The 19672-nt window shown below is 74.4% G+C and carries 19 protein-coding genes; 7 read left to right on the plus strand and 12 right to left on the minus strand.

Going from position 1 to position 19672, the window contains the following annotated elements; translation table 11 throughout:
* Positions 1-85: 85 nt before the first annotated feature.
* Complete coding sequence (locus ACF1GV_RS20500) at positions 86-1774, plus strand: DUF885 domain-containing protein (RefSeq protein ID WP_391682727.1); 1689 nt, start codon at positions 86-88, stop codon at positions 1772-1774.
* A 160-nt stretch (positions 1775-1934) separates the two neighbouring features.
* On the opposite strand, the gene ACF1GV_RS20505 is transcribed toward ACF1GV_RS20500, so the two are convergent.
* Complete coding sequence (locus ACF1GV_RS20505) at positions 1935-2414, minus strand: rhodanese-like domain-containing protein (protein ID WP_391682729.1); 480 nt, start codon at positions 2412-2414, stop codon at positions 1935-1937.
* Between the two features lie 145 nt (positions 2415-2559).
* Here ACF1GV_RS20505 and ACF1GV_RS20510 point away from each other — a divergent pair, with 145 nt between their 5' ends.
* Positions 2560-3006, plus strand: coding sequence for an Lrp/AsnC family transcriptional regulator (locus ACF1GV_RS20510; protein ID WP_391682732.1), 447 nt, complete (start codon positions 2560-2562; stop codon positions 3004-3006).
* On the opposite strand, the gene ACF1GV_RS20515 is transcribed toward ACF1GV_RS20510, so the two are convergent.
* The 5 genes from ACF1GV_RS20515 to ACF1GV_RS20535 all read right to left on the minus strand — a co-directional run bounded on the left by ACF1GV_RS20515 (position 3000) and on the right by ACF1GV_RS20535 (position 9268).
* The gene (locus ACF1GV_RS20515; RefSeq protein WP_391682734.1) at positions 3000-5981 is read right to left on the minus strand and encodes an AAA family ATPase; all 2982 of its coding nucleotides are present in this window, start codon (positions 5979-5981) and stop codon (positions 3000-3002) included. The two genes, ACF1GV_RS20510 and ACF1GV_RS20515, sit on opposite strands and share 7 nt — an antisense overlap.
* Before the next feature lie 55 nt (positions 5982-6036).
* The gene (locus ACF1GV_RS20520; protein WP_391682737.1) at positions 6037-7200 is read right to left on the minus strand and encodes an exonuclease SbcCD subunit D; all 1164 of its coding nucleotides are present in this window, start codon (positions 7198-7200) and stop codon (positions 6037-6039) included.
* 107 nt (positions 7201-7307) lie between these two features.
* Positions 7308-7934, minus strand: coding sequence for a YigZ family protein (locus ACF1GV_RS20525; protein WP_391682739.1), 627 nt, complete (start codon positions 7932-7934; stop codon positions 7308-7310).
* A 40-nt stretch (positions 7935-7974) separates the two neighbouring features.
* Entirely contained in the window at positions 7975-8520 is a 546-nt protein-coding gene (locus ACF1GV_RS20530; RefSeq protein ID WP_391682741.1) for a SixA phosphatase family protein, read from the minus strand.
* Positions 8521-8536: 16 nt separating this feature from the next.
* On the minus strand, positions 8537-9268 hold the full coding sequence (locus ACF1GV_RS20535; RefSeq protein ID WP_391682744.1) for a hypothetical protein: 732 nt from the start codon (positions 9266-9268) through the stop codon (positions 8537-8539).
* Positions 9269-9383: 115 nt separating this feature from the next.
* Here ACF1GV_RS20535 and ACF1GV_RS20540 point away from each other — a divergent pair, with 115 nt between their 5' ends.
* The gene (locus tag ACF1GV_RS20540; RefSeq protein ID WP_391682746.1) at positions 9384-9791 is read left to right on the plus strand and encodes a CoA-binding protein; all 408 of its coding nucleotides are present in this window, start codon (positions 9384-9386) and stop codon (positions 9789-9791) included.
* A 28-nt stretch (positions 9792-9819) separates the two neighbouring features.
* Entirely contained in the window at positions 9820-11028 is a 1209-nt protein-coding gene (locus tag ACF1GV_RS20545; RefSeq protein WP_391682748.1) for a 4-hydroxybenzoate 3-monooxygenase, read from the plus strand.
* Between the two features lie 10 nt (positions 11029-11038).
* On the opposite strand, the gene ACF1GV_RS20550 is transcribed toward ACF1GV_RS20545, so the two are convergent.
* Positions 11039-11398 carry an ArsR/SmtB family transcription factor gene (locus ACF1GV_RS20550; RefSeq protein ID WP_391682751.1) on the minus strand — a complete coding sequence of 120 codons (360 nt, stop codon included), beginning with the start codon at positions 11396-11398 and terminating at the stop codon, positions 11039-11041.
* A gap of 61 nt (positions 11399-11459) precedes the next feature.
* On the opposite strand from ACF1GV_RS20550, the gene ACF1GV_RS20555 reads away from it, so the two are divergent.
* A complete protein-coding gene (locus ACF1GV_RS20555; protein WP_391682754.1) occupies positions 11460-12560 on the plus strand; it encodes a cation diffusion facilitator family transporter in 1101 nt (366 codons plus the stop codon).
* Positions 12561-12578: 18 nt separating this feature from the next.
* On the opposite strand, the gene ACF1GV_RS20560 is transcribed toward ACF1GV_RS20555, so the two are convergent.
* Entirely contained in the window at positions 12579-13136 is a 558-nt protein-coding gene (locus tag ACF1GV_RS20560) for a YbaK/EbsC family protein (RefSeq protein WP_391682757.1), read from the minus strand.
* Between the two features lie 43 nt (positions 13137-13179).
* Positions 13180-13752: a helix-turn-helix domain-containing protein gene (locus ACF1GV_RS20565; RefSeq protein WP_391682759.1), complete on the minus strand. Its 573-nt coding sequence runs from the start codon at positions 13750-13752 to the stop codon at positions 13180-13182.
* A gap of 109 nt (positions 13753-13861) precedes the next feature.
* Between ACF1GV_RS20565 and ACF1GV_RS20570 the strand changes: the two genes are divergently transcribed.
* Positions 13862-14719, plus strand: a complete 858-nt coding sequence (locus ACF1GV_RS20570; RefSeq protein ID WP_391682761.1) for an EamA family transporter — start codon at positions 13862-13864, stop codon at positions 14717-14719.
* A gap of 16 nt (positions 14720-14735) precedes the next feature.
* Here ACF1GV_RS20570 and ACF1GV_RS20575 read toward each other — a convergent pair whose 3' ends face one another.
* Complete coding sequence (locus ACF1GV_RS20575; protein WP_391682765.1) at positions 14736-15566, minus strand: acyltransferase; 831 nt, start codon at positions 15564-15566, stop codon at positions 14736-14738.
* Positions 15567-15640: 74 nt separating this feature from the next.
* Here ACF1GV_RS20575 and ACF1GV_RS20580 point away from each other — a divergent pair, with 74 nt between their 5' ends.
* A complete protein-coding gene (locus tag ACF1GV_RS20580) occupies positions 15641-16171 on the plus strand; it encodes a gamma carbonic anhydrase family protein (RefSeq protein ID WP_363265636.1) in 531 nt (176 codons plus the stop codon).
* A 56-nt stretch (positions 16172-16227) separates the two neighbouring features.
* Here the strand turns inward: ACF1GV_RS20580 and ACF1GV_RS20585 are convergent, their stop codons facing one another.
* Positions 16228-16872 carry a DedA family protein gene (locus tag ACF1GV_RS20585; RefSeq protein WP_391682769.1) on the minus strand — a complete coding sequence of 215 codons (645 nt, stop codon included), beginning with the start codon at positions 16870-16872 and terminating at the stop codon, positions 16228-16230.
* A gap of 140 nt (positions 16873-17012) precedes the next feature.
* Positions 17013-19487, minus strand: coding sequence for a beta-glucosidase (locus ACF1GV_RS20590; RefSeq protein WP_391682772.1), 2475 nt, complete (start codon positions 19485-19487; stop codon positions 17013-17015).
* Between the last annotated feature and the right edge of the window lie 185 nt (positions 19488-19672).

A 19672-nucleotide genomic window follows, 5' to 3' on the forward strand; every position in this document is an offset into this window, starting at 1 on the left:
GCCCCTGGGCGCAATCCGGCCGCCGCCGGTATCCGTAGGGGAAACCCGGCAGACGCGGTGGCGGGACGCGTACGAGGATGTCGGCATGTCAGAGATCAAGAGCCCGCTGCCCCGCGAGGTCGCCGACGCCTACGTCGACGAGCTCATCGCCCTCGACCCGATCACCGGTACCTACCTCGGCGTACCGGAGAGTTCGCGCCGGATGCCCGACACCTCGCCGGCGGGCGCCGACGCGCGAGCCGGGCTGGCGCGGGCCACCCTGGCGAAGCTGGACGAGGCGGAGCGCCGGCCCGGCGCCGACAGCGACATCGAGCGGCGCTGCGCGCGGCTGCTGCGCGAACGGCTCACCGCGGAACTCGCCGTCCACGAGGCCGACGAGCACCTGCGCGCCGTGGGCAACCTGCACACCATGCCGCACCAGGTGCGCGAGGTGTTCACGGTGACCCCGCAGGAGACCGAGGAGGACTGGGCGGCGATCGCCGAGCGGCTGCGCGCGGTGCCGCGGGCGCTGGCCGGGTACCGCGAGTCCCTGGCGCTCGGCCTCGAGCGCAAGCTGTACGCGGCGCCCCGCCCGACCGCCACGTTCGTCGGGCAGCTCACCGAGTGGGCGGACACCGGGCAGGGCCGCGGCTGGTTCGAGGACTTCGCCGCTGCCGGTCCCGAGTCGCTGCGCGGCGAGCTGGACGAGGCGGCGCGCGCCGCGACCGCGGCGGTGGCCGAACTGCGCGACTGGATGCGCAACACGTACGCGCCCGCCGTCGAAGGCGCCCCGGACACGGTGGGCCGCGAGCGCTACGCGCTGTCGTCGCGCTACTTCAACGGCACCGACATCGACCTGGACGAGGCGTACGCGTACGGCTGGGCCGAGTACCACCGCCTGCTCGGCGAGATGCGGCAGGAGGCGGAGAAGATCCTGCCCGGTGCCGCGACCCCGTGGGTGGCGCTCGCGCACCTCGACGAGCACGGCCGGCACATCGAGGGCGTCGAAGAGGTCCGCGCGTGGCTGCAGGGCCTGATGGACGAGGCCATCGACGCGCTGGACGGCACCCACTTCGAACTCGCCGAACGGGTGCGGCGGGTGGAGTCCCACATCGCGCCGCCCGGCGGTGCGGCGGCGCCGTACTACACGTCCCCGTCGGAGGACTTCTCCCGCCCCGGGCGCACCTGGCTGCCGACGATGGGCCAGACCCGCTTCCCGGTGTACGACCTCGTGTCGACCTGGTACCACGAGGGTGTCCCCGGCCACCATCTGCAGCTCGCCCAGTGGACGCACGTGGCCGGGGACCTGTCCCGCTACCAGTCCTCCGTGGGCATGGTGAGCGCCAACGCCGAGGGCTGGGCGCTGTACGCGGAGCGCCTGATGGACGAGCTGGGCTTCCTCAAGGACGCCGAGGAGCGCATCGGCTACCTGGACGCGCAGATGATGCGCGCCCTGCGGGTCATCGTCGACATCGGCATGCACCTGGAGCTGGACATCCCGGCGGACTCGCCGTTCCACCCGGGTGAGCGCTGGACTCCGGAACTGGCGCAGGAGTTCTTCGGCTCGCACAGCAGCCGGCCGGCGGACTTCGTGGAGAGCGAGCTGACCCGCTATCTGACGATGCCGGGCCAGGCCATCGGCTACAAGCTGGGTGAGCGGGCATGGCTCACCGGCCGGGAGAACGCCCGCGCGCGGCACGGTGACGCCTTCGACCTCAAGGTGTGGCACATGGCAGCCCTCTCCCAGGGCTCGCTGGGCCTGGACGACCTGGTGGAGGAGCTGTCCCGGCTGTGACGCGGCGGGTCACCGCCGGCCCGCCTTCAGGGGCGGTGACCTGCCCGGCGGGCAAGCGGGCCGCGACGGCGGCCGGACCGCGCCGGTGGCCCGTGACGGTGTGGGCGTGCGGCCGGGGTCACGGTGTTCACCTGACCCCGGCCCGGCGAGCGCCACAAGGTCAGCAGCCGCAGTCCTCCGCGTCCACCGGCGCGGTCAAGGAGTCGGCGGCGCGCTGCTCGTGGCCCTGCCAGGTCTCGTAGGCGAACCCCTCGCGCACCCAGTACTCGAAGCCGCCGAGCATCTCCTTGACCTGGTAGCCGAGTTCGGCCAGGGCGAGCGCGGCGCGGGTGGCGCCATTGCAGCCGGGGCCCCAGCAGTAGGTCACGACCGGCGTCTTCCTGTCGAGGAGCTGCTCGGCCTGCTCGGGGATCAGCGCCGTGGGCAGGTGGACCGCGCCGGGGATGTGGCCCTGGTCCCAGGATGCGGTGGAGCGGGAGTCCAGGACGACGAAGCCGGGGTCGGCGCCGGCTTCCAGCGCGGCGGCGACGTCGGAGACGTCGGCGTGGAAGGTGAGCGAGGCGCGGAAGTAGGCGGCCGCCTCGGCGGGAGCGGCGGGCGCGACGCGCAGGACGGGGTTGGCGGCGGTCGTGGTGGTCATGGGCCGGCCCTTCGCTGGAGTTCGTCGATGCGACGGAGACTGTCGTCGATGTCCTGAAATCTACGGCTGCTTGATCATCTTCCTGAAGGAGCCTTCCACGGCGTGAGCCTTGTGCGACCGTCGATTCTCCTGCTATCCCTCGGGGATGACCGCGTTTTCCCCGGACGCCACCGACTGGCGCATCCTCGACGTCCTCCAGCGCGACGGGCGCGCCAGCTTCGCCGAGCTGGCACGCGCCGTCTCCATGTCCGCGAGCGCGGTCACCGAGCGGGTGCGCCGGCTGGAGGAGGCCGGGGTGATCAGGGGGTACGCCGCGGTGGTGGACCCCGAGCGGCTGGGGCTCGGGATCCTGGCGTTCGTGCGCCTGCGCTACCCCAACGGCAACTACAAGCCGTTCCACGATCTGGTCGCCGTGACCCCGGAGATCCTGGAGGCACATCACGTGACGGGCGACGACTGTTTCGTCATCAAGGTCGCCGCCCGGTCCATGCGGCATCTGGAGGAGGTGTCGGGCCGGATCGGCGCGCTCGGTTCGGTGACGACGAGCGTGGTCTACTCCTCGCCGCTCGCCCGCCGCGCGCTGGGTCAGTGACCGCGCCGCCGCAGCACCGACCCGGATCTGTCCTTGACCACCTCGAGCTGGGCGTGGATGCGGCGGCGCAGGTCGGGCACATGGCTGACGATGCCGACGCTGCGGTCCCGCTCACGCAGTGAGTCGAGCACGTCCAGGACCTCGTCGAGCGTCTGGTCGTCGAGGCTGCCGAAGCCCTCGTCGATGAAGAGGGTGTCCAGCCGCACCCCGCCCGCCTCGTCGGTGACGACGTCCGCGAGGCCGAGCGCGAGCGCGAGGGAGGCGAAGAAGGTCTCGCCGCCGGACAGGGTCGCGGTGTCGCGTTCGCGGCCGGTCCAGGCGTCGACGACGTGCAGGCCGAGACCGCTGCGGCCGCGCCCGGTGCGGTCGTCGGAGTGGACGAGGGTGTAGCGGCCGGACGACATGCGCTGCAGCCGTGCCGTCGCCGCGGCGGCGACCTGTTCCAGCCGGGCCGCGAGCACATAGGACTCCAGGCGCATCCGGCGTTCGTTGTCGGCGGAGGTGCCGGCCGCGAGGGCGGCCAGCCGGGCCACCCGGTCGTACTCCTCGCGCAGCGGGGCGAGCCGGCGCACGCCCTGCGCGGCGCGCGCGGAGAGGCGGTCCAGTTCGGTGCAGCGGCGGGCGGCGGCGTCGCACGCGGAGGCGGCGGCACGCAGCCGCTCGGCGGCCGCGGCGGCGGCCCGCTCGGCGGTGGCGAGGTCGGCGGGCGGCTGCCGGTCGGCGGCCGCGGTGTCGGTCTCGGCGAGCACCGCGCGGACGGCGGCCTCCTCGGCCTGCCAGGCGTCCAGCCGCCGTTGCACCTCACGGTGCTCGGCGTCGGTGAGCAGCGCCTCGGCGGCGGCCTGCGGGGTGTCGAACCCGGCGCGGAACGCGGCGTCCGCGAGCCGCGCGTCGGCGTCCTTGAGCCGCTGGGCGGCGTCCTCGGCGGCGCGTACGGCCTCGGCGGCGTCGGTGAGCAGGGCCGCCCGGCGCTCCAGCTGCGCGGCGCGCGCGGCGACGCTGTCCGCACTGCCGCGGGCCTGCGCCAACTCCTCCTCCAGCAGTGCCCGTTCGCCCTCGAGGCGCTCGCGGTGGCCGACGCGGGCGGCGGCGCGCACGGCCGCCTCCTGCCGGTCGGCGCTGCGTCGCTCGCGTTCCTGCTCCGCCCGGCGCAGTTCCTCCTGGGCGGCGTGCAGCGCGGAGGCGTCCCGTCGGGCCGTGGCGAAGAGACGCTCCACCTCGTCGGCCTCCCGGGCGAGCCGGTCGGCCGGTTCGTCGCCGGCCTCCGCGGTGGCGGCGGCCAGCGCCTCGCGTACGGCGGCCAGGCGCCGCTCGGCGTCGCCCTGCGCCTGCTGCGCCTGCTGGTAGGCGGCCAGAGCCGCTTCCTCGGCCTCCCGGTCGACGTGCCCGGCGTCCTTGCGGGCGGGCGCGGGGTGCTCGGTCGCCCCGCACACCGCGCAGGGTTCGCCGTCGGTGAGGCGGGCGGCGAGTTCGGCGGCGATGCCGTCGAGCCGCCGTTCCTTGACGTCCAGCCAGCGCGCCTTGGCCGCGAGCACGGCCTGTTCGGCCTCGCGGATCCGTCCGGCGGCCGCCTCGGTCTCCTCGGCCAGCCGGTCGCGTTCGCGGGCGGCGCGCAGCCGTCGCTGGGCGGGCTCGCGCCGCTCGGCGAGCTGCTCGGCGCGGGTCGCGGCCTCCTGGGCGGCGTCGATACGGCCCTGCAGGCCGGCGCGGGTCTCCTCCCACCCGGCGAGCCACTGCTCGGCGTCGGCGAGGACGTCGTCGTCGGCGCGCTCCTGACGGTCCAGGCCGGCGCGTTCGGCGAGGAGGGTGGCGAGGCGCTGCTCGGCGCGGCGGGCGGACTCGAGGCCGCCCAGCTCCTCGGCGGCCCGGCGCGCGGCGGCGGCGAGCCCGGCCGCCCCGGCGTCCGCGTACGTCTCGGGCAGCAGGGCCAGCGTGCGTGTCTCCTGGCGTGCGGCACGGTCGTGCTCGGCCTCGGCGTCGGCCCGAAGGTGCAGCGCGGGGGCCACGGCCTCCGCCTTGCGCGACCGCTCCATGCGCGCCTGTGCCGCGTGGTACGCCTCGGCTCGCTCCTCCAGCAGCCGGGCCCGCTCCCGGGCCTGCGTGAACCGGGCCTGGAGCCGGGCCAGTTCCCGTGTGTCCGCCAGCGCGCGGTCGGCGGCGGCCTGCGCGGACTCGGCGGCCGCCAGGCGGCAGCGGGCGACGGCGAGCTGCTCGCGGGCGGTGGAGCGGGCGACGGCGGCGGCGCTCAGCACGGCATCGGCCAGGCCGGGCTCGCCCGGCGTCAGCTCGGGCAGCTCCATGGCGTCGCCGGCGGCCTGCTGCATGCGGTGGGCGTCGGCGAGCAGCGCCGCGTCGCCCTCGCGCACCCGCGCCTCGGTGGTGCGGCGGCGTTCGGCGAGCCGCTTCTCGACGTCGGCGAAGCGCTGGGTGTCGAAGAGCCGGCCGAGCAGACGGCCGCGGGCCTCGGCGTCGGCGCGCAGGAAGCGGGCGAAGTCGCCCTGGGGCAGCAGGACGACCTGGCAGAACTGCTCGCGGCTCATGCCGAGCAGCTGGGTGACCTCCTCGCCGATCTCCTGGTGGGAGCGGCTGCGGTCCTTCCAGGTGGCGGCCACGGGGTCGTACTCGCGCAGCGAGGTCTGCGCCTTGTCGACGGTGGTGCCCTTGCCGCGCAACTTGGGGCGCTCCCAGGGCGGCTGCCGGGTGATCTCCAGCCGTCGTCCTGCGACGGTCAGATCGAGGGTGACCTGGGTACGGGTGCGCGGGTCGGCGTGGTCGCTGCGCAGGGTCATGCCCTGGCGGGCGCCCGGCACGGAGCCGTACAGCGCGTAGCAGACGGCGTCGAGCACCGACGTCTTGCCGGCGCCCGTCGGCCCGTGCAGCAGGAAGAGACCGGCGGCGGAGAGGGCGTCGAAGTCGACGCTCTGCTCGCCGCCGAACGGCCCGAAGGCCGTGATGGCCAGCCGGTGCAGCCTCACCGGGCCACCTCCCCCATCGTCGCCTCACGGGACCCCGCCGTCACCGCGCGCCCGTTCACCGCGTGACCTCCCGCACCGCCGCGTCGGCGCGCACGGTGTCGAACGCCTCGCGCAGGACGGCCTGTTCGTCGGCGTCCGGTCCCGCGCCGCGCACATGGGCGACGAAGTCCTCCGCGATCTGCTGGTCGCTGCGCCCGGCGAGCCGGCGGGCGTAGGTCACCTGGGGGTCCTCGGGCGCCCTCTCGGGTGCGAAGACCAGGCTGAGGGTGTGCGGGAAGCGCTCGGCGAGCCGGGCCATGGGGTCGGCGGGGCGGACTGCGTCGGTCAGGGTGGCCTCGACCCACGCCTCCTGGTGCCGGTCGAGGGAGCGATCGGCGAGCAGTTCCTCCAGGGTGCCGCGCAGCCGGGCCAGCGGGCGCGGCACCGGGCAGTCGATCCGCTCGGCGGTGAGCGCGCCGCCCTCGCCCAGGTCGATCAGCCACATGCTCTTGCGGTGGTCGGCCTCGGAGAAGGAGTAGGCCAGCGGGGAGCCGGAGTAGCGCACGCGCTCGGTGATGGTCTGGCAGCCGTGCAGATGGCCGAGGGCCACGTAGTCCACCCCGTCGAAGACGGCGGCGGGCACCGCGGCCACGCCGCCGACGGTGATGTCCCGCTCGCTGTCGCTGGCCTGCCCGCCGGTGACGAACGCGTGGGCGAGGACGACGGAGCGGGTGCCGGGCGCGCGGTGGGCGAGGTCGGCGCGGACGCGGTCCATGGCGGCGGCGAGCACCGCCTCGTGGCCGGCCTTCTCGACCCCGAACTCGTCCTTGACCAAGGCGGGTTCGAGGTAGGGCAGCCCGTAGAAGGCGACGTCGCCGAACGCGTCGCGCAGCACCACCGGGGTGGCGCAGCCCGAGGGGTCGGTGCGCAGGTGTACACCGGCGCGGTCGATGAGCCCGGCGCCCACGCCGAGGCGGCGGGCCGAGTCGTGGTTGCCGGAGATCATGACCGTGGGCACGCCGAGGTCGGCGAGCCGGTGCAGGGCGTCGTCGAACAGCTCGACGGCGGCGAGCGGCGGCACCGCGCGGTCGTACACGTCTCCCGACACGACCACCGCGTCGACGCCGCGCTCACGCACGGTGGCGACGAGATGACCGACGAACCCGGCTTGGGCGTCGAGCATGTTCGCCCGGTGGAACGCCCGGCCGAGATGCCAGTCGGACGTGTGCAGCAGCCTCATGATCCCCGAGACTAACGGCCGGGTCTGACATCACGGGCGGTTACTCCCGTAACGGCCCGCCACGACCGTTCCCCAGCGGGCCAGTTACAGGGCTTTTGCCCGAATTGTCATGCGTCCCCGTAGGCCTCTCCGCCCAGTTCGAAACCGGCTGTGCCCGCCGTCACGTCCGCAAGCCAGGCGCGGAAGGCGTCCACGTCCGCGTCCGGCAGGCCGATCTCGATGGTGACCTCCTCGCCGTAGCGCACGTCCCGCACCTCGCGGCCGGTGGCCCGCAGGTCGTTCTGCACCTTGCCGGCCCGCTGGTGGTCGACGGTCACGGTGGCCAGGCGGAATCGCCGGCGGGTGATCGTCCCGAGCGCGTCCAGGGCCTCGCCGACCGCGCCGCCGTAGGCGCGGATCAGTCCGCCGGCGCCCAGCTTGACGCCGCCGTAGTACCGGGTGACGACGGCGACGACGTAGCGCATGTCACGGCGCAGCAGCATCTGCAGCATCGGCACGCCCGCCGTGCCGCCGGGTTCCCCGTCGTCGCTCGCCTTCTGGGTCGAGGCGTCGGCTCCGATGACGTACGCCCAGCAGTTGTGTGTGGCGTCGGCGTGCTCCTTGCGGACCGCGGCGATGAAGGCCTGCGCCTCCCGCTCGGTGGCCGCCGGGGCCAGCGCACACAGAAAACGGGAGCGGTTGACCTCGGTCTCGTGCACCCCGGCGCGGCCGATCGTGCGGTACTCGTCCTGCATCCGGCCAGCCTATGCGCACCGCGGGACGCCCTGACCCGCGCTACTTCCTCCTCCCCCGGGGCACGATCACCGAGGTCAGCAGCGCCGCGCCTGCGACGAGGCCGGACCAGTGGCGGCCGTACCAGGTCAGGACCGCGATCGCCGAGGTGGGGAACTTCACCCGGACCCGCTGCAGGGTGTCGTCGACCCCGTCCCCGGCCAGTGTCAGGACGAGGTCCTCCAGGCCGGGGTTGTGTCCGACGAGCAGGAGGGTCTGCACCACGGGCGGGGTTTCGCGGGCGACCTCGAGCAGGTCGTCCGCGCCGGCCGCGTACAGGCGCCGCTCGTAGCGCACCGGCGGCGGGGTGCCCCACTGCGCGGCCGCCAGCTCCCAGGTCTGCCGGGCGCGCAGCGCGGTGGAGCACACGGCGAGGTCCGGCATGAGGTCCGCCCCGGCGAGCGCCAGTCCGGCGGCCGGCGCGTCGCGGCGGCCGCGCGGGCCCAGCGGGCGGTCGTGATCGGGGACGCCCTCCGGCCGTGCCGACTTGGCGTGCCGCAGGGCGACCAGCCGGCGCAGCGGCCCGGCACCGGAGCGAGCGGCGCTCATCCCGGCCACCTCTCTCTCACGCCGCCCCCAGATCACGGACGAGGTCCAGACCGAGCAGCCGGTCGGCGTAGGCGTACGTCTCGAAGCGGGCGCCCTCGGGCAGGTCGGGCCCGGCCGCCTCGACCCGGCGCAGCACGTCCAGCACGGCGGGCATGTCCAGGTCGTCCTCCCAGGCGGTGCGCAGGTCGCCGCGCACGTCTTCGGGGATGGGCCGGGAGGGGTGGCGCGCCCAGTCGGCGACGGCGCGGCGCCACCGGGTGAGGGTGCCGCGGGCGGCGGCCAGGGTGTCCGGGTCCAGCCGGGCCGGCCCGGTGCGCGGCTCCGACAGCAGCGCGAGGCGTACGGCGTCGGCGTCCGCCCGCAGCCAGTCCGCGGGGAGGCCGTCCGCCGGTGTCACGGGCCCGACGGCGAGCCGGACGCCGTCGGGGGCACCACCACCCTCCGCCACCACATGGATGACCTGGGCCTCGCCCAGGCCGGCCCCCACGTCATGGCTGTCCTCCAGCGGCCTGATGCCGAGGGCCGCCGCGCTCGCGCGCAGCTCCGCCTGGCCGCTGCGGCCTGCCAACAGCGCCCATACGGGTGTACCCCCCAGTTCGAGGGCGCGCATGAGCAGGTCGGTGACGAGCAGAACCCGCAGGGACGCGGTGTCGTCCCCGGGCGCGTGTGCCTCGATGCGGGTCAGGCCGCGGCGTACGGGGGCGGCCTCGAGGGACTCGCCGGTTCGGGCGTCGGTGATGCGCAGCACGCAGCGAGCCTAGGCCCGTCACCGTCCGCGCGCAGGTGGAATCCCGGCCGCCCCTCGTCCGTTGTGGTCCACACAGGCGTTTCACTTCCACTTCCGAGGCCGAGGGAGGCCGCCGGTGTACGGCGACGAGGCAACCATCCGCAAGATCCTCACCGAGCTGGGGGACACCTGGGCCGTGGTCGGCCTGTCCGCGAACCGCGACCGCGCCGCGTACGGCGTGGCGCAGGTGCTCCAGCGGTTCGGCAAGCGGATCGTTCCGGTGCACCCGAAGGCGGAGACGGTGCACGGCGAGCAGGGGTACGCCACGCTCGCGGACATTCCCTTCGACGTGGATGTCGTCGACGTCTTCGTCAACAGCGACCTGGCCGGGGGCGTCGCGGACGAGGCCGTCGCCAAGGGCGCCCGGGCTGTCTGGTTCCAGCTGGGGGTGATCGACGAGGAAGCCTGCGCGCGCGTACGCGACGCGGGCCTGGAGATGGTGATGGACCGCTGCCCCGCCATCGAGATCCCCAGGCTGCGCTGACCGGCCGGGCCGCCGCCATAATGACGGGGTGACCCCCAACTCCCCTGCCCTGGAGCACGTTCCCGTCGTCGTCGTGGGCGCCGGACCCGCCGGCCTGACGGTCGCCAACCTCCTCTCCGCCGCCGGCGTGCGGTGCGTGGTACTGGAGACCGAGACCCGGCAGTTCGTCGAACGGCGCCCCAGAGCGGGCGTCCTCGAGGAGTGGGCGGTCCGCGAGCTGGAGAAGCGGGGCCTCGGCGAGAGGCTGCTGGCCGGCGCCCGGCGGCACACGGCGTGCGAGTTCCGCTTCGACGGCGGCCGGTACCGCTTCGCCTACGAGGAGCTGACCGGGCTTCACCACTGGGTGTACCCGCAGCCGTTGCTGGTGAGCGACCTGCTGCGCGCCTACGCCGACGAGCGCGGCGGGGACGTCCGGTTCGCGGTGCGGGACGTGGCCGTCCACGACGTCGCCTTCGACCGGCCGTCGGTGTCGTACACCTGTCCCGACACGGGTGAACGACGGCTGCTGCGCTGCGAGTTCGTCGCCGGGTGCGACGGGGCGCGCGGGGTGACGCGGACCGCGCTGGCGGGCGGCCGGGCCCGGGTGGCCCGGCACGATTACGGCATCGGCTGGCTGGCGCTGCTCGCCGAGGCGCCGCCGTCCACGGACTGTGTGCTGTTCGGCGTGCATCCGCAAGGCTTCGCCGGGCAGATGCCCCGCAGCCCCGAGATGACCCGCTACTACCTGCAGTGCCCGCCGGGCGACGACCCGGAGAACTGGTCGCACGCGCGCGTGTGGGACGCGTTGCGGCTGCGGCTCGCCGCCGAGGGCGCGCCGGAGCCGGTCGAGGGGCCGCTGATCGAGAAGCGCGTGCTGGACATGCACGACTATGTCGTGGAGCCGATGGCGTCCGGCCGGCTGTTCCTGGCCGGGGACGCCGCCCATCTCGTCGCGCCGATCGCCGCGAAGGGCATGAACCTGGCGCTGCACGACGCCTTCCTGCTCGGCGACGCGCTTCTCGCGCGGCTGACGCGGGGCGACGACAGCGGGCTCGCGGGCTACTCCGAGGCGTGCCTGCGCCGGGTGTGGGACTACCAGGAGTTCTCGCAGTGGCTGTCGGAGGTGTACCACGGGGCGGCGGCGGGCGACGCGTTCCGCGCGGGCACCGCACTGGCCCGGCTGCGGCGGCTGTTCAGCTCGCCGGTGGCGGCCGCCGCGTTCGCGGAGCAGTACCTGGGCGGCGCGGAGCGCTACTGACACCCGGCGTTCAGTCGTGCGGGGGCCGGTCGGTGAGCCGGTGGTCGGCGACGCTGAGCGCCTCGTCGACCAGGCGGCGCAGATGGCCGTCGCGCAGGGCGTAGATCACCCGCCGCCCCTCCTTGCGGGTGGTCACCAGTCCGGCCAGGCGCAGCCGGGCCAGGTGCTGGCTGACCGCCGGACGGGCCGCCCCGCACACCTCGGTGAGCGTGGTGACGTCGGCCTCCTCGGCGGCCAGGGCGTGCAGGAGGGCCAGCCGGGTGCGGTCGCCGAGCAGCGCGAGCAGTTCGGCCGCGAGCGCGAACTGTTCCTCGCCGGGGGTGCGCGGGTGCGCATCGTCCGCAGGTGAGAGGTGCATGCGTGCGCTCATACGCACATAATGGCGCCGTGGGCGGGGTACGTCCACCTCCGTACACCGGAAGGGGTCAGGCGTGAGCGAACGGCACCACCACGAGCACCGCCACGAGCGGCACGGCGAGCACCCGCGGGACGGGCACGCACCCCACTCGCACGACGGGCACGCGCCCCACTCGCACCAGCACGCTGCCTTCCGTCACCGCCTCGCCCACCTGCTCACCCCCCATTCCCACGAGAGCGCCGACAAGGTGGACGCCGCCCTGGAGTCCTCCGCCCGCGGTATGCGCGCACTGTGGGTCTCGCTGGCGGTGCTCAGTGTGACGGCGCTCGCACAGGCGCTGGTGGTGGCCGTGTCCGGTTCGGTGGCGCTGCTCGGCGACACGGTGCACAACGCGGCGGACGCGCTGACGGCCGTACCCCTCGGGATCGCGTTCGTGCTGGGCCGCCGCGCGGCGACCCGGCGCTTCACCTACGGCTTCGGGCGCGCCGAGGATCTGGCCGGACTGGTGATCGTGCTGACGATCGCGGCGTCGGCGGCGTTCGCCGGGTGGACGGCGCTCGGGCGGCTGCTCGATCCGCGGCCGGTGGAGCACGTCGGCGCGGTCACGGTGGCCGCGCTCGTCGGGTTCGCGGGCAACGAGTGGGTGGCCCGGTACCGGATCCGGGTGGGCCGGGAGATCGGCTCGGCCGCACTGGTCGCCGACGGGCTGCACGCCCGCACCGACGGGTTCACGTCGCTCGCCGTGCTGGTGGGCGCGGGCGGCTCGGCGCTGGGCTGGGACCTGGCCGATCCGCTCGTGGGTGTGGCGATCACCGCGGCGATCGCGCTGGTGCTGCGGGACGCGGGCCGCGAGGTGTTCCGGCGGGTGATGGACGCCGTCGACCCGGCCCTGGTGGACCGGGCGGAGGCGGCGCTGCGCACGGTGCCCGGCGTGCGCGGGGTGGGTGAGCTGCGGCTGCGCTGGATCGGGCACCGGCTGCGGGCCGAGGTCGCGGTCGTCGTGGACGGCGAGGTGTCGGTGCGCCGGGCGCACGCGATCGCCGTGGACGCCGAACACGCCCTGCTGCACGCGGTGCCGCGGCTGACGGCGGCCCTGGTGCACGCGGACCCGGCGCCGGTGCCGGGCGAGACGGACCCGCACCTGGCGCTGGCCCACCACGCACGGGTGTCCTGAGACCGGACCGAGGACGCCTCAGGCGGCGCCCAGCCCCTCCAGCACCACCGCGCCGGGCAGTTCGGCGAACGCCTTGCCCGGCACCAGCAGCTTGCCACGCCGCCGTCCGCTGCCGACCAGCACGTAGGGCAGGTCGACGACGGCCGCGTCCACCAGCAGGGGCCAGTCTGCGGGAAGCCCGACCGGTGTGATGCCGCCGTACTCCATGCCGGTCTCCCCGGTCGCCGTGTCCATGGACGCGAAGGAGGCCTTGCGCACGCCGAGATGGCGGCGGACCACGCCGTTGACGTCGACCCGGGTGGTGGAGAGGACCACGCAGGCGGCGAGCGTGGTGTCACCGCCGCGCTTGCCGGCCACGACGACGCAGTTCGCGCTCTGCTCCAGCAGCTCCCGGCCGTAGTGCTCGACGAAGACGGCGGTGTCGGCCCACTGCGGGTCGGTGTCGACATAGACGATCTGCTCGGCGGGAACGCTGCCGCGCCAGTGCCGTACGGCGTCGGCGACGGGGCGGGTCAGCTCGTCGAGGCAGTCGGGGGCGGGAGTGGCCTGGTCGAAGTGTCCGATGGGTGCCTGCATGACCGCACGCTAGCAAGTGCGGCACACCGGGCGCGGGGGCGTCTCAGCGCACGAGAGGCACCGACACGGCCATGATCATCTCCATCGGCTTCTCGCCCTCGTTGCCGTAGGTGTGCGGGGTGTTGGCCTCGAAGGAGGCGCTGGCTCCGGCCGGGATCCGATGGGCGGCGCCGTCGACGGTGAGGGTCAGCTCGCCGGTGGTGACATGGACCAGCTCGACCGTGCCGGCCGGGTGCGGGTCGGACGGGCTGGACTCGCCCGGCATCAGCCGCCAGTCCCACATCTCCAGCGGGCCGGGAGCCTCGGTGCCGGCGAGGAGGCGGTTGTAGCTGCCCGCGTCGGTGTGCCACAGCCGTACGGCCTGCTCCTCGGGAACGATGCGCACCTTCGGGCCCTGCCCGTAGTCGAGCAGGGTGGTGATGCTGATGCCCAGCGCGTCACCGATCTTGACGACCGTGCCGATGCTCGGGTTGGTGCGAGCCTGCTCGATCTGGATGAGCATGCCGCGGCTGACGCCGGCCCGGGCGGCGAGCGCGTCCAGCGTGAAGCCGCGCTCGTTACGCCAGCGCTTGACGTTGCGCGCCAGGGACTGGGTCAGCAGGTCGAGGTCTGACACATTCCGTCCAATATCCGGGAAGTCAAATATTCTGAATGACAGCGTTCACTGCACTGAACTACGGTGGGCTGCACCCGATCGTCCACCGAACTGTACTGCGAGGCGCACCGTGACAGCACTCTTCGCCCTGGCCACCAGCCTGCTGTGGGGTCTGGCGGACTTCGGCGGCGGGGTGCTCACGCGACGCGCCCCGGCCCTGACCGTGGTGGTCGTCTCGCAGACCGTCGCGGCGGCCGTACTCGGCGCGATCGTGGTCGCCACGGGCGGCTGGAGCGAGGCGGGACCGCGGCTGTGGTTCGCCGTCGCGGCCGGGCTGGTGGGCCCGGTTGCGATGATCTGCTTCTACCAGGCGCTCGCCCGCGGCCCTATGGGCGTCGTCTCCCCGCTCGCGTCGCTGAGCGTGGCCGTGCCGATCGGCGTGGGGCTGGTGCTCGGCGAGCGGCCCGGGCTGATGCAGGTCGCGGGTGCCGCCGTCGCCGTCGGCGGCGTCGTCCTGGCGGGCGGACCGCAGCGCACGGGGGCACCCGTGCAGCGGCAGACCATCGTGCTGACACTGGTCGCGGCGCTCGGCTTCGGCGCGGTGTTCGCGCTGATCGCGGAGGCGTCGACCACCGTCACCGGACTTTTCCTCGCGCTGTTCGTCCAGCGGCTGACCAACGTGGCCGCGGGCGGCACCGCCCTGTACGTCTCGGTCAAGCGGGGCGCGCCCGCGCTGCCCGAGGGCCGCTTCCCGTGGGACGCCCTGCCCGCGCTGGCCTTCGTGGGGCTGGCGGACGTCTCCGCCAACGGCACGTACTCGGTCGCCGCCCAGCATGGACCGGTCACCGTGGCCGCGGTGCTCGCCTCGCTCTACCCGGTGGTGACCGCGCTCGCCGCCCGCGGCTTCCTGCGCGAACGCCTGCGGGGCGTGCAGGCGGCGGGAGCGGGCCTGGCGCTGCTGGGCACGCTGCTGCTGGCCACCGGGTGAGCCGGGCTGCGTGAGCTCAGGCGTCCGTCTCCAGGCGGGCCAGCCCCGCCGCCTCTTCCTCGTCCAGCTCGGCGAGGCGCGCCGCCGTCTCCTCGTCCAGCCCGGACAGCGCCAGCAACTGCTCCGGCGTGACCCCTGCCGGTATCGGCACCGGCGCCGGGGTGCGCAGCGGCGGCTGCCAGCCGTCCTCGGGCGTCCAGCGCCGTACGACCCGGGCGGGCGCCCCCGCGACCACCGCGTGGTCGGGCACCGCGCCGCGGACCACGGCGCCGGCCGCGACCACGACGTTCCGGCCGATCCGCGCACCCGGCAGGATCACCGCGCCGGTGCCGATCCAGCAGCCCGGCCCGATCTCCACCGGCTCCATCCGCGGCCACTGCCGTCCGATGGGCTCGTGCGGGTCGTCGTAGGAGTGGTTCGTCGAGGTGACATAGACATACGGCCCGAAGTAGCAGTCGCTGCCGATCGTGACCGTGGTGTCGGCGATGACATGACTGCCGCGGCCCAGCACCACGCCGTCCCCGATGCGCAGGATCGGCTCGGAGCCGAGGTCGAGATCGGGCATCAGACCGGCGGTGAGGGTGACCTGCTCGCCTACGATGCAGTGCGCGCCCAGCTGGATCCACGGTTCGCCGAAGACCGTGCCGAGCGGGAAGGCGAGCCTGGTACCTGTTCCCATCGCGCCGAAGCGGAACCGCCCGGGCTGCTCCGCCGTCACCGAGCCCGTGCGCTGCACCCAGGCCCAGCCGGCGTGGACGGCGCGCTGCGCGAGGCGGCGCCGCCAGGACGAGAACGTGTTCTTGCGCGTAAGCACCCGCTCACCGTAAACCTCGCACCGGACCCCCATCAGCTCCGAACCCTGTGATCTTCACCCCACCGGGTGGCGTACGGTGCTCCCGAACGACGATCGAGGAGGCACCCATGGCGCACCAGGCGCTGATCACCGGCATCGGCGGCAAGGAACCGAAGGTCGACGACGAGGCGTTCGTGGCGCCGACGGCGTCGGTGATCGGTGACGTGACGCTGCGGGCGGGCGCGAGCGTCTGGTACGGCGCGGTGCTGCGCGGCGACGTCGAGCGGATCGGCGTCGGCGCGCAGAGCAACATCCAGGACAACTGCACCCTGCACGCCGACCCCGGTTTCCCGGTCACGATCGGCGAGCGCGTCTCGGTGGGCCACAACGCCGTCGTGCACGGGGCGACCGTCGAGGACGACTGCCTGATCGGCATGGGCGCGACGGTCCTGAACGGCGCGGTGATCGGCGCGGGCTCACTGGTCGCGGCGCAGGCCCTCGTGCCGCAGGGGATGGTCGTACCGCCGGGTTCCCTGGTGGCGGGCGTCCCGGCGAAGGTACGGCGGGAGTTGAGCGAGGAGGAACGGCAGGGCGTGACGCTGAACGGCACGATGTACGCGGAACTCGGGCGGGCACACCGGGACGCACTGGGGTCGTGAGGGTCGCCCGCGGTCTGCGGGGGGGGCGCGGAGTACCCCGCGCCCCTGAGGTGGGGCTACTCGCCGGCGCCCACGGGTTCCGGCTCCTGCTGGGCCGGCTGCGCCTTCCTGGCCTTGCGCTTGAGGACCAGCATCGAGCCCAGGCCGATCAGCACCGCCAGGACCAGGCCCAGCCAGGAGAACTTCTTCAGCCAGGACTCGGCGACGACACCGACGTAGTAGATGACGGCGGTCGTGCCGCCCGCCCAGACGACACCGCCGAGGAGGTTCGCGGTGAGGAACTTCCAGTACGGCATGTGCAGCACGCCCGCGAGCGGCCCGGCGAAGATGCGCAGCAGGGCGACGAAGCGGCCGAAGAAGACCGCCCACATGCCCCACTTCTCGAAGGACCGCTCGGCGGTCGCGATGTGCCCCTCGCTGAAGTGGCTCGGGAACTTCTTTCCGAGCCAGGCCAGCAGCGGCCGTCCGCCCTTGCGGCCGATCGCGTAGCCGATGGAGTCGCCGATCACGGCGCCGGCGCTGGCGCACGCGCCGAGCACGACGGGGTTGATGCCGCCGCTCTGGGAGGACAGCAGCGCCGCCGAGACCAGGACGATCTCGCCGGGCAGCGGGATGCCCAGACTCTCGAGCCCGATGACGAGGGCCACCAACGCGTAGACGGCGCCGGCCGGTACCGTGTCGAGCCATTCCTGGACGTGCACTGCCGGTCCCTCCCGTTTTCGCTGCCCTGCCTGTCCCCGTACGCGCCGCGAAGGCGCACGTCGGGAAGCCTACCGGGTCGGCGGACGACGGCGTCGGGCCGCGGAACGGGCCGACGGCGGGCGCCGGCGCCCCGCACGGCTCATCCGCCGACGTCCGCGCTCGTGCGCAGCCGCAGGTCACGGGAGGACGCGCCGACCCACACCGTGCGGCGGCCCGTGCCGAGCACCCAGTCGTGTCGGGCGGTGTCCCAGCAGGACAGAGTGAGCGGGGCCACCCTCACGGTGACCCGGCGCCGCTCCCCCGGCTCCAGGGTGAGCCTGCGGTAGCCGCCGAGCAGCCGCACCGGCTGGTCGAGGGGCACGTCCGGGGAGGGTCCGACGTACACCTGCGGCACGTCGACGCCGGTGCGCCGGCCGGTGTTGCGGACGGTGAAGTCCACCTCAAGACCGTCCCGGGTCCAGCGCGCGGCCGGATCGCCGTAGGCGAAGGAGGCGTACGACAGTCCGTGGCCGAAGGGGAAGAGCGGGAGCACGCCCTCGGCGTCGTACCAGCGGTAGCCGGCGTGGACGCCCTCGGAGTACTCCTCGACGCCGCCCGTGCCCGGGTAGCGGCGCGGGTCGCCGGCGACGGGGTGGTGGTCGTCGTCGACCGGGAAGGACTGGGTGAGCCGGCCGCCGGGGTCGCAGTCGCCGAAGAGGACGGCGGCGGTGGCGGCCGCGCCCTCCTGGCCCGGGTAGTACATCTGGAGCACCGCGCCGGTGCGCTCCAGCCACGGCATCGCGGTGGCGGAGGAGGTGTTGAGGACGACGGTGGTGCGCGGGTTGGCCGCGGTCACGGCCTCGATCAGCCGGTTCTGGTGACCGGGCAGGGCGATGGTGGTCCGGTCCTGGCCCTCGGTGGCGTCCTCGTAGGCGAACAGGACGACCTGGTGGGCGGCGCGCGCGGCCCGTACCGCTTCGGCGACGTCCGCGTCCCGGGTGGCGCCGGTGCCGTACCGGAGCCGGAACTCCAGGCCCGCGGTTCCGCCGTGTGCGGTGATGCGCAGCCGGTGGGCGCCGGGGGTGAGCCGGAGGGTGGCGCGGCGTACGGCGAGACCGTCCGGGGCGGTGCCGAGCAGGCCACCCAGGAAGGCCTCGCCCCAGCCGGACGCGATCGGGAACAGCTCGGTGCCGTCGAGTTGCACCTTGGGGCGGCCGGTCGCGACCCCGGAGAAATGGAGCACGAAGGTCCACTCGTCGGCCTCACCCACGGTGAGGGTCCCGTCGTACGACCAGGCCGTCCCGGCGTCGACCCGTGTGTGCTCGCTCGTGAAGCCGGGGCTGAGCGCGTCCGTCGGGACCGGCTTGCCGAAGACGTCCTCGCCGAGGGCGTACGTGACCTCGCCGGAGGCCCGTGAGCGCAGGGCGGCCAGCGGGCTGTCGGCGTGGTCGGGGACGACGTGGGCGCTGCCGCCGCCGCTGACGAAGGGCAGGGCGCCGGTCGGGCCGATCACCGCGATGCTGCCGGCGGTGATCGGGAGGGTGCCGTGCGCGTTGTGCAGCAGGGTGGCCCCGGCCTTGGCGACCTCCAGGGCGACGGCGGCGCCCGCAGGCGCGTCCGGCTCGGGACGGGGCGGCGCGCTGCCGTCGAGCAGTCCGAAGCGGTCCATGACGGCCAGGACCCGGCGTACGGCACGGTCGACGTGGGCCTCGGCGACACGGCCGCCGCGCACCGCTGCCGCCAGCGCCGTACCGAAGTACGCGCCGTTCGGCATCTCCATGTCGAGCCCCGCGGTGAGGGCCTTCTCGGTGCTGTGGGCGGCGTACCAGTCCGTCATCACCCAGCCGTCGAAGCCCCACCGGTCGCGCAGGATGCCGGTGAGCAGGGCCTCGTTCTCGCAGGCGTAGGTGCCGTCGACCTTGTTGTAGGCGCCCATCACGACTCCGGCGCCGGCCCGGACGGCGGCCTCGAAGCCGCGCAGCTCGACCTCGTGCAGGGTGCGTTCGTCGACGTGCACGTCGACGGACATGCGGTCCTTCTCCTGGTTGTTCAGCGCGAGGTGCTTGACCGTCGCGATGAGTCCCTCGCGCTGGATGCCCTCGATCTCGGCGGCGACCAGGTCGGCGGCGAGCAGCGGGTCCTCGCTGAAGGTCTCGAAGTTGCGCCCGGCGTAGGGGGTGCGGATGAGGTTGACCATCGGGGAGAGCAGGACGTCCTGGCCGAGGACGCGGCCCTCGCGGCCGATGACCTGGCCGTAGCGGCGGGCCAGCTCGGGGTCGAAGGCGGAGGCGAGGAGGACGGGGGCGGGCAGCGCGGTGGCGTGCCGGGTGACCCGGACCCCGGCCGGGCCGTCGGCCAGGCGCAGCGGCGGGATGCCGAGGCGGGGGACGCCGGGGACGTAGCCGGCCTCGCCGAGCGTGTCCGGGTCGGGGGCGCCGTGCAGCAGGCTGACCTTCTCGTCGAGGGTGAGCGCGCCCAGGAGGTGGTCGACGCGGCGGCCGCGGATGCGGGCGCCGGTTCTGCTCCGCGCGGAGGCGCGGGGAGCGAGGGAGAGGGAACCGGCGGCCGCCGCGACGACCGCGATCGTGCCGCTCAGCGCGGTCAGGGCGGATCGCCGGGAGACCGTGTCGGGCATGGGCCGTCGCTCCTTCGGTGCACGCGTCACGACGAGGGCGTCCGGAGATTGACGACCCGTCAGTAACGCCGTGCGCGTCGGCAACGTACGACTCGGGGTGACCCGAGTCAACGAGGCGAGGCGGGGGTCCGCCGGATGCCGACCGGAGGGCGGTGGGAAGAAGAGGCGGGGGCCGCCGGACGGGT

Origin of the sequence: Streptomyces sp. NPDC014006 (assembly GCF_043088925.1) — a bacterium.
GTDB lineage: Bacteria > Actinomycetota > Actinomycetes > Streptomycetales > Streptomycetaceae > Streptomyces.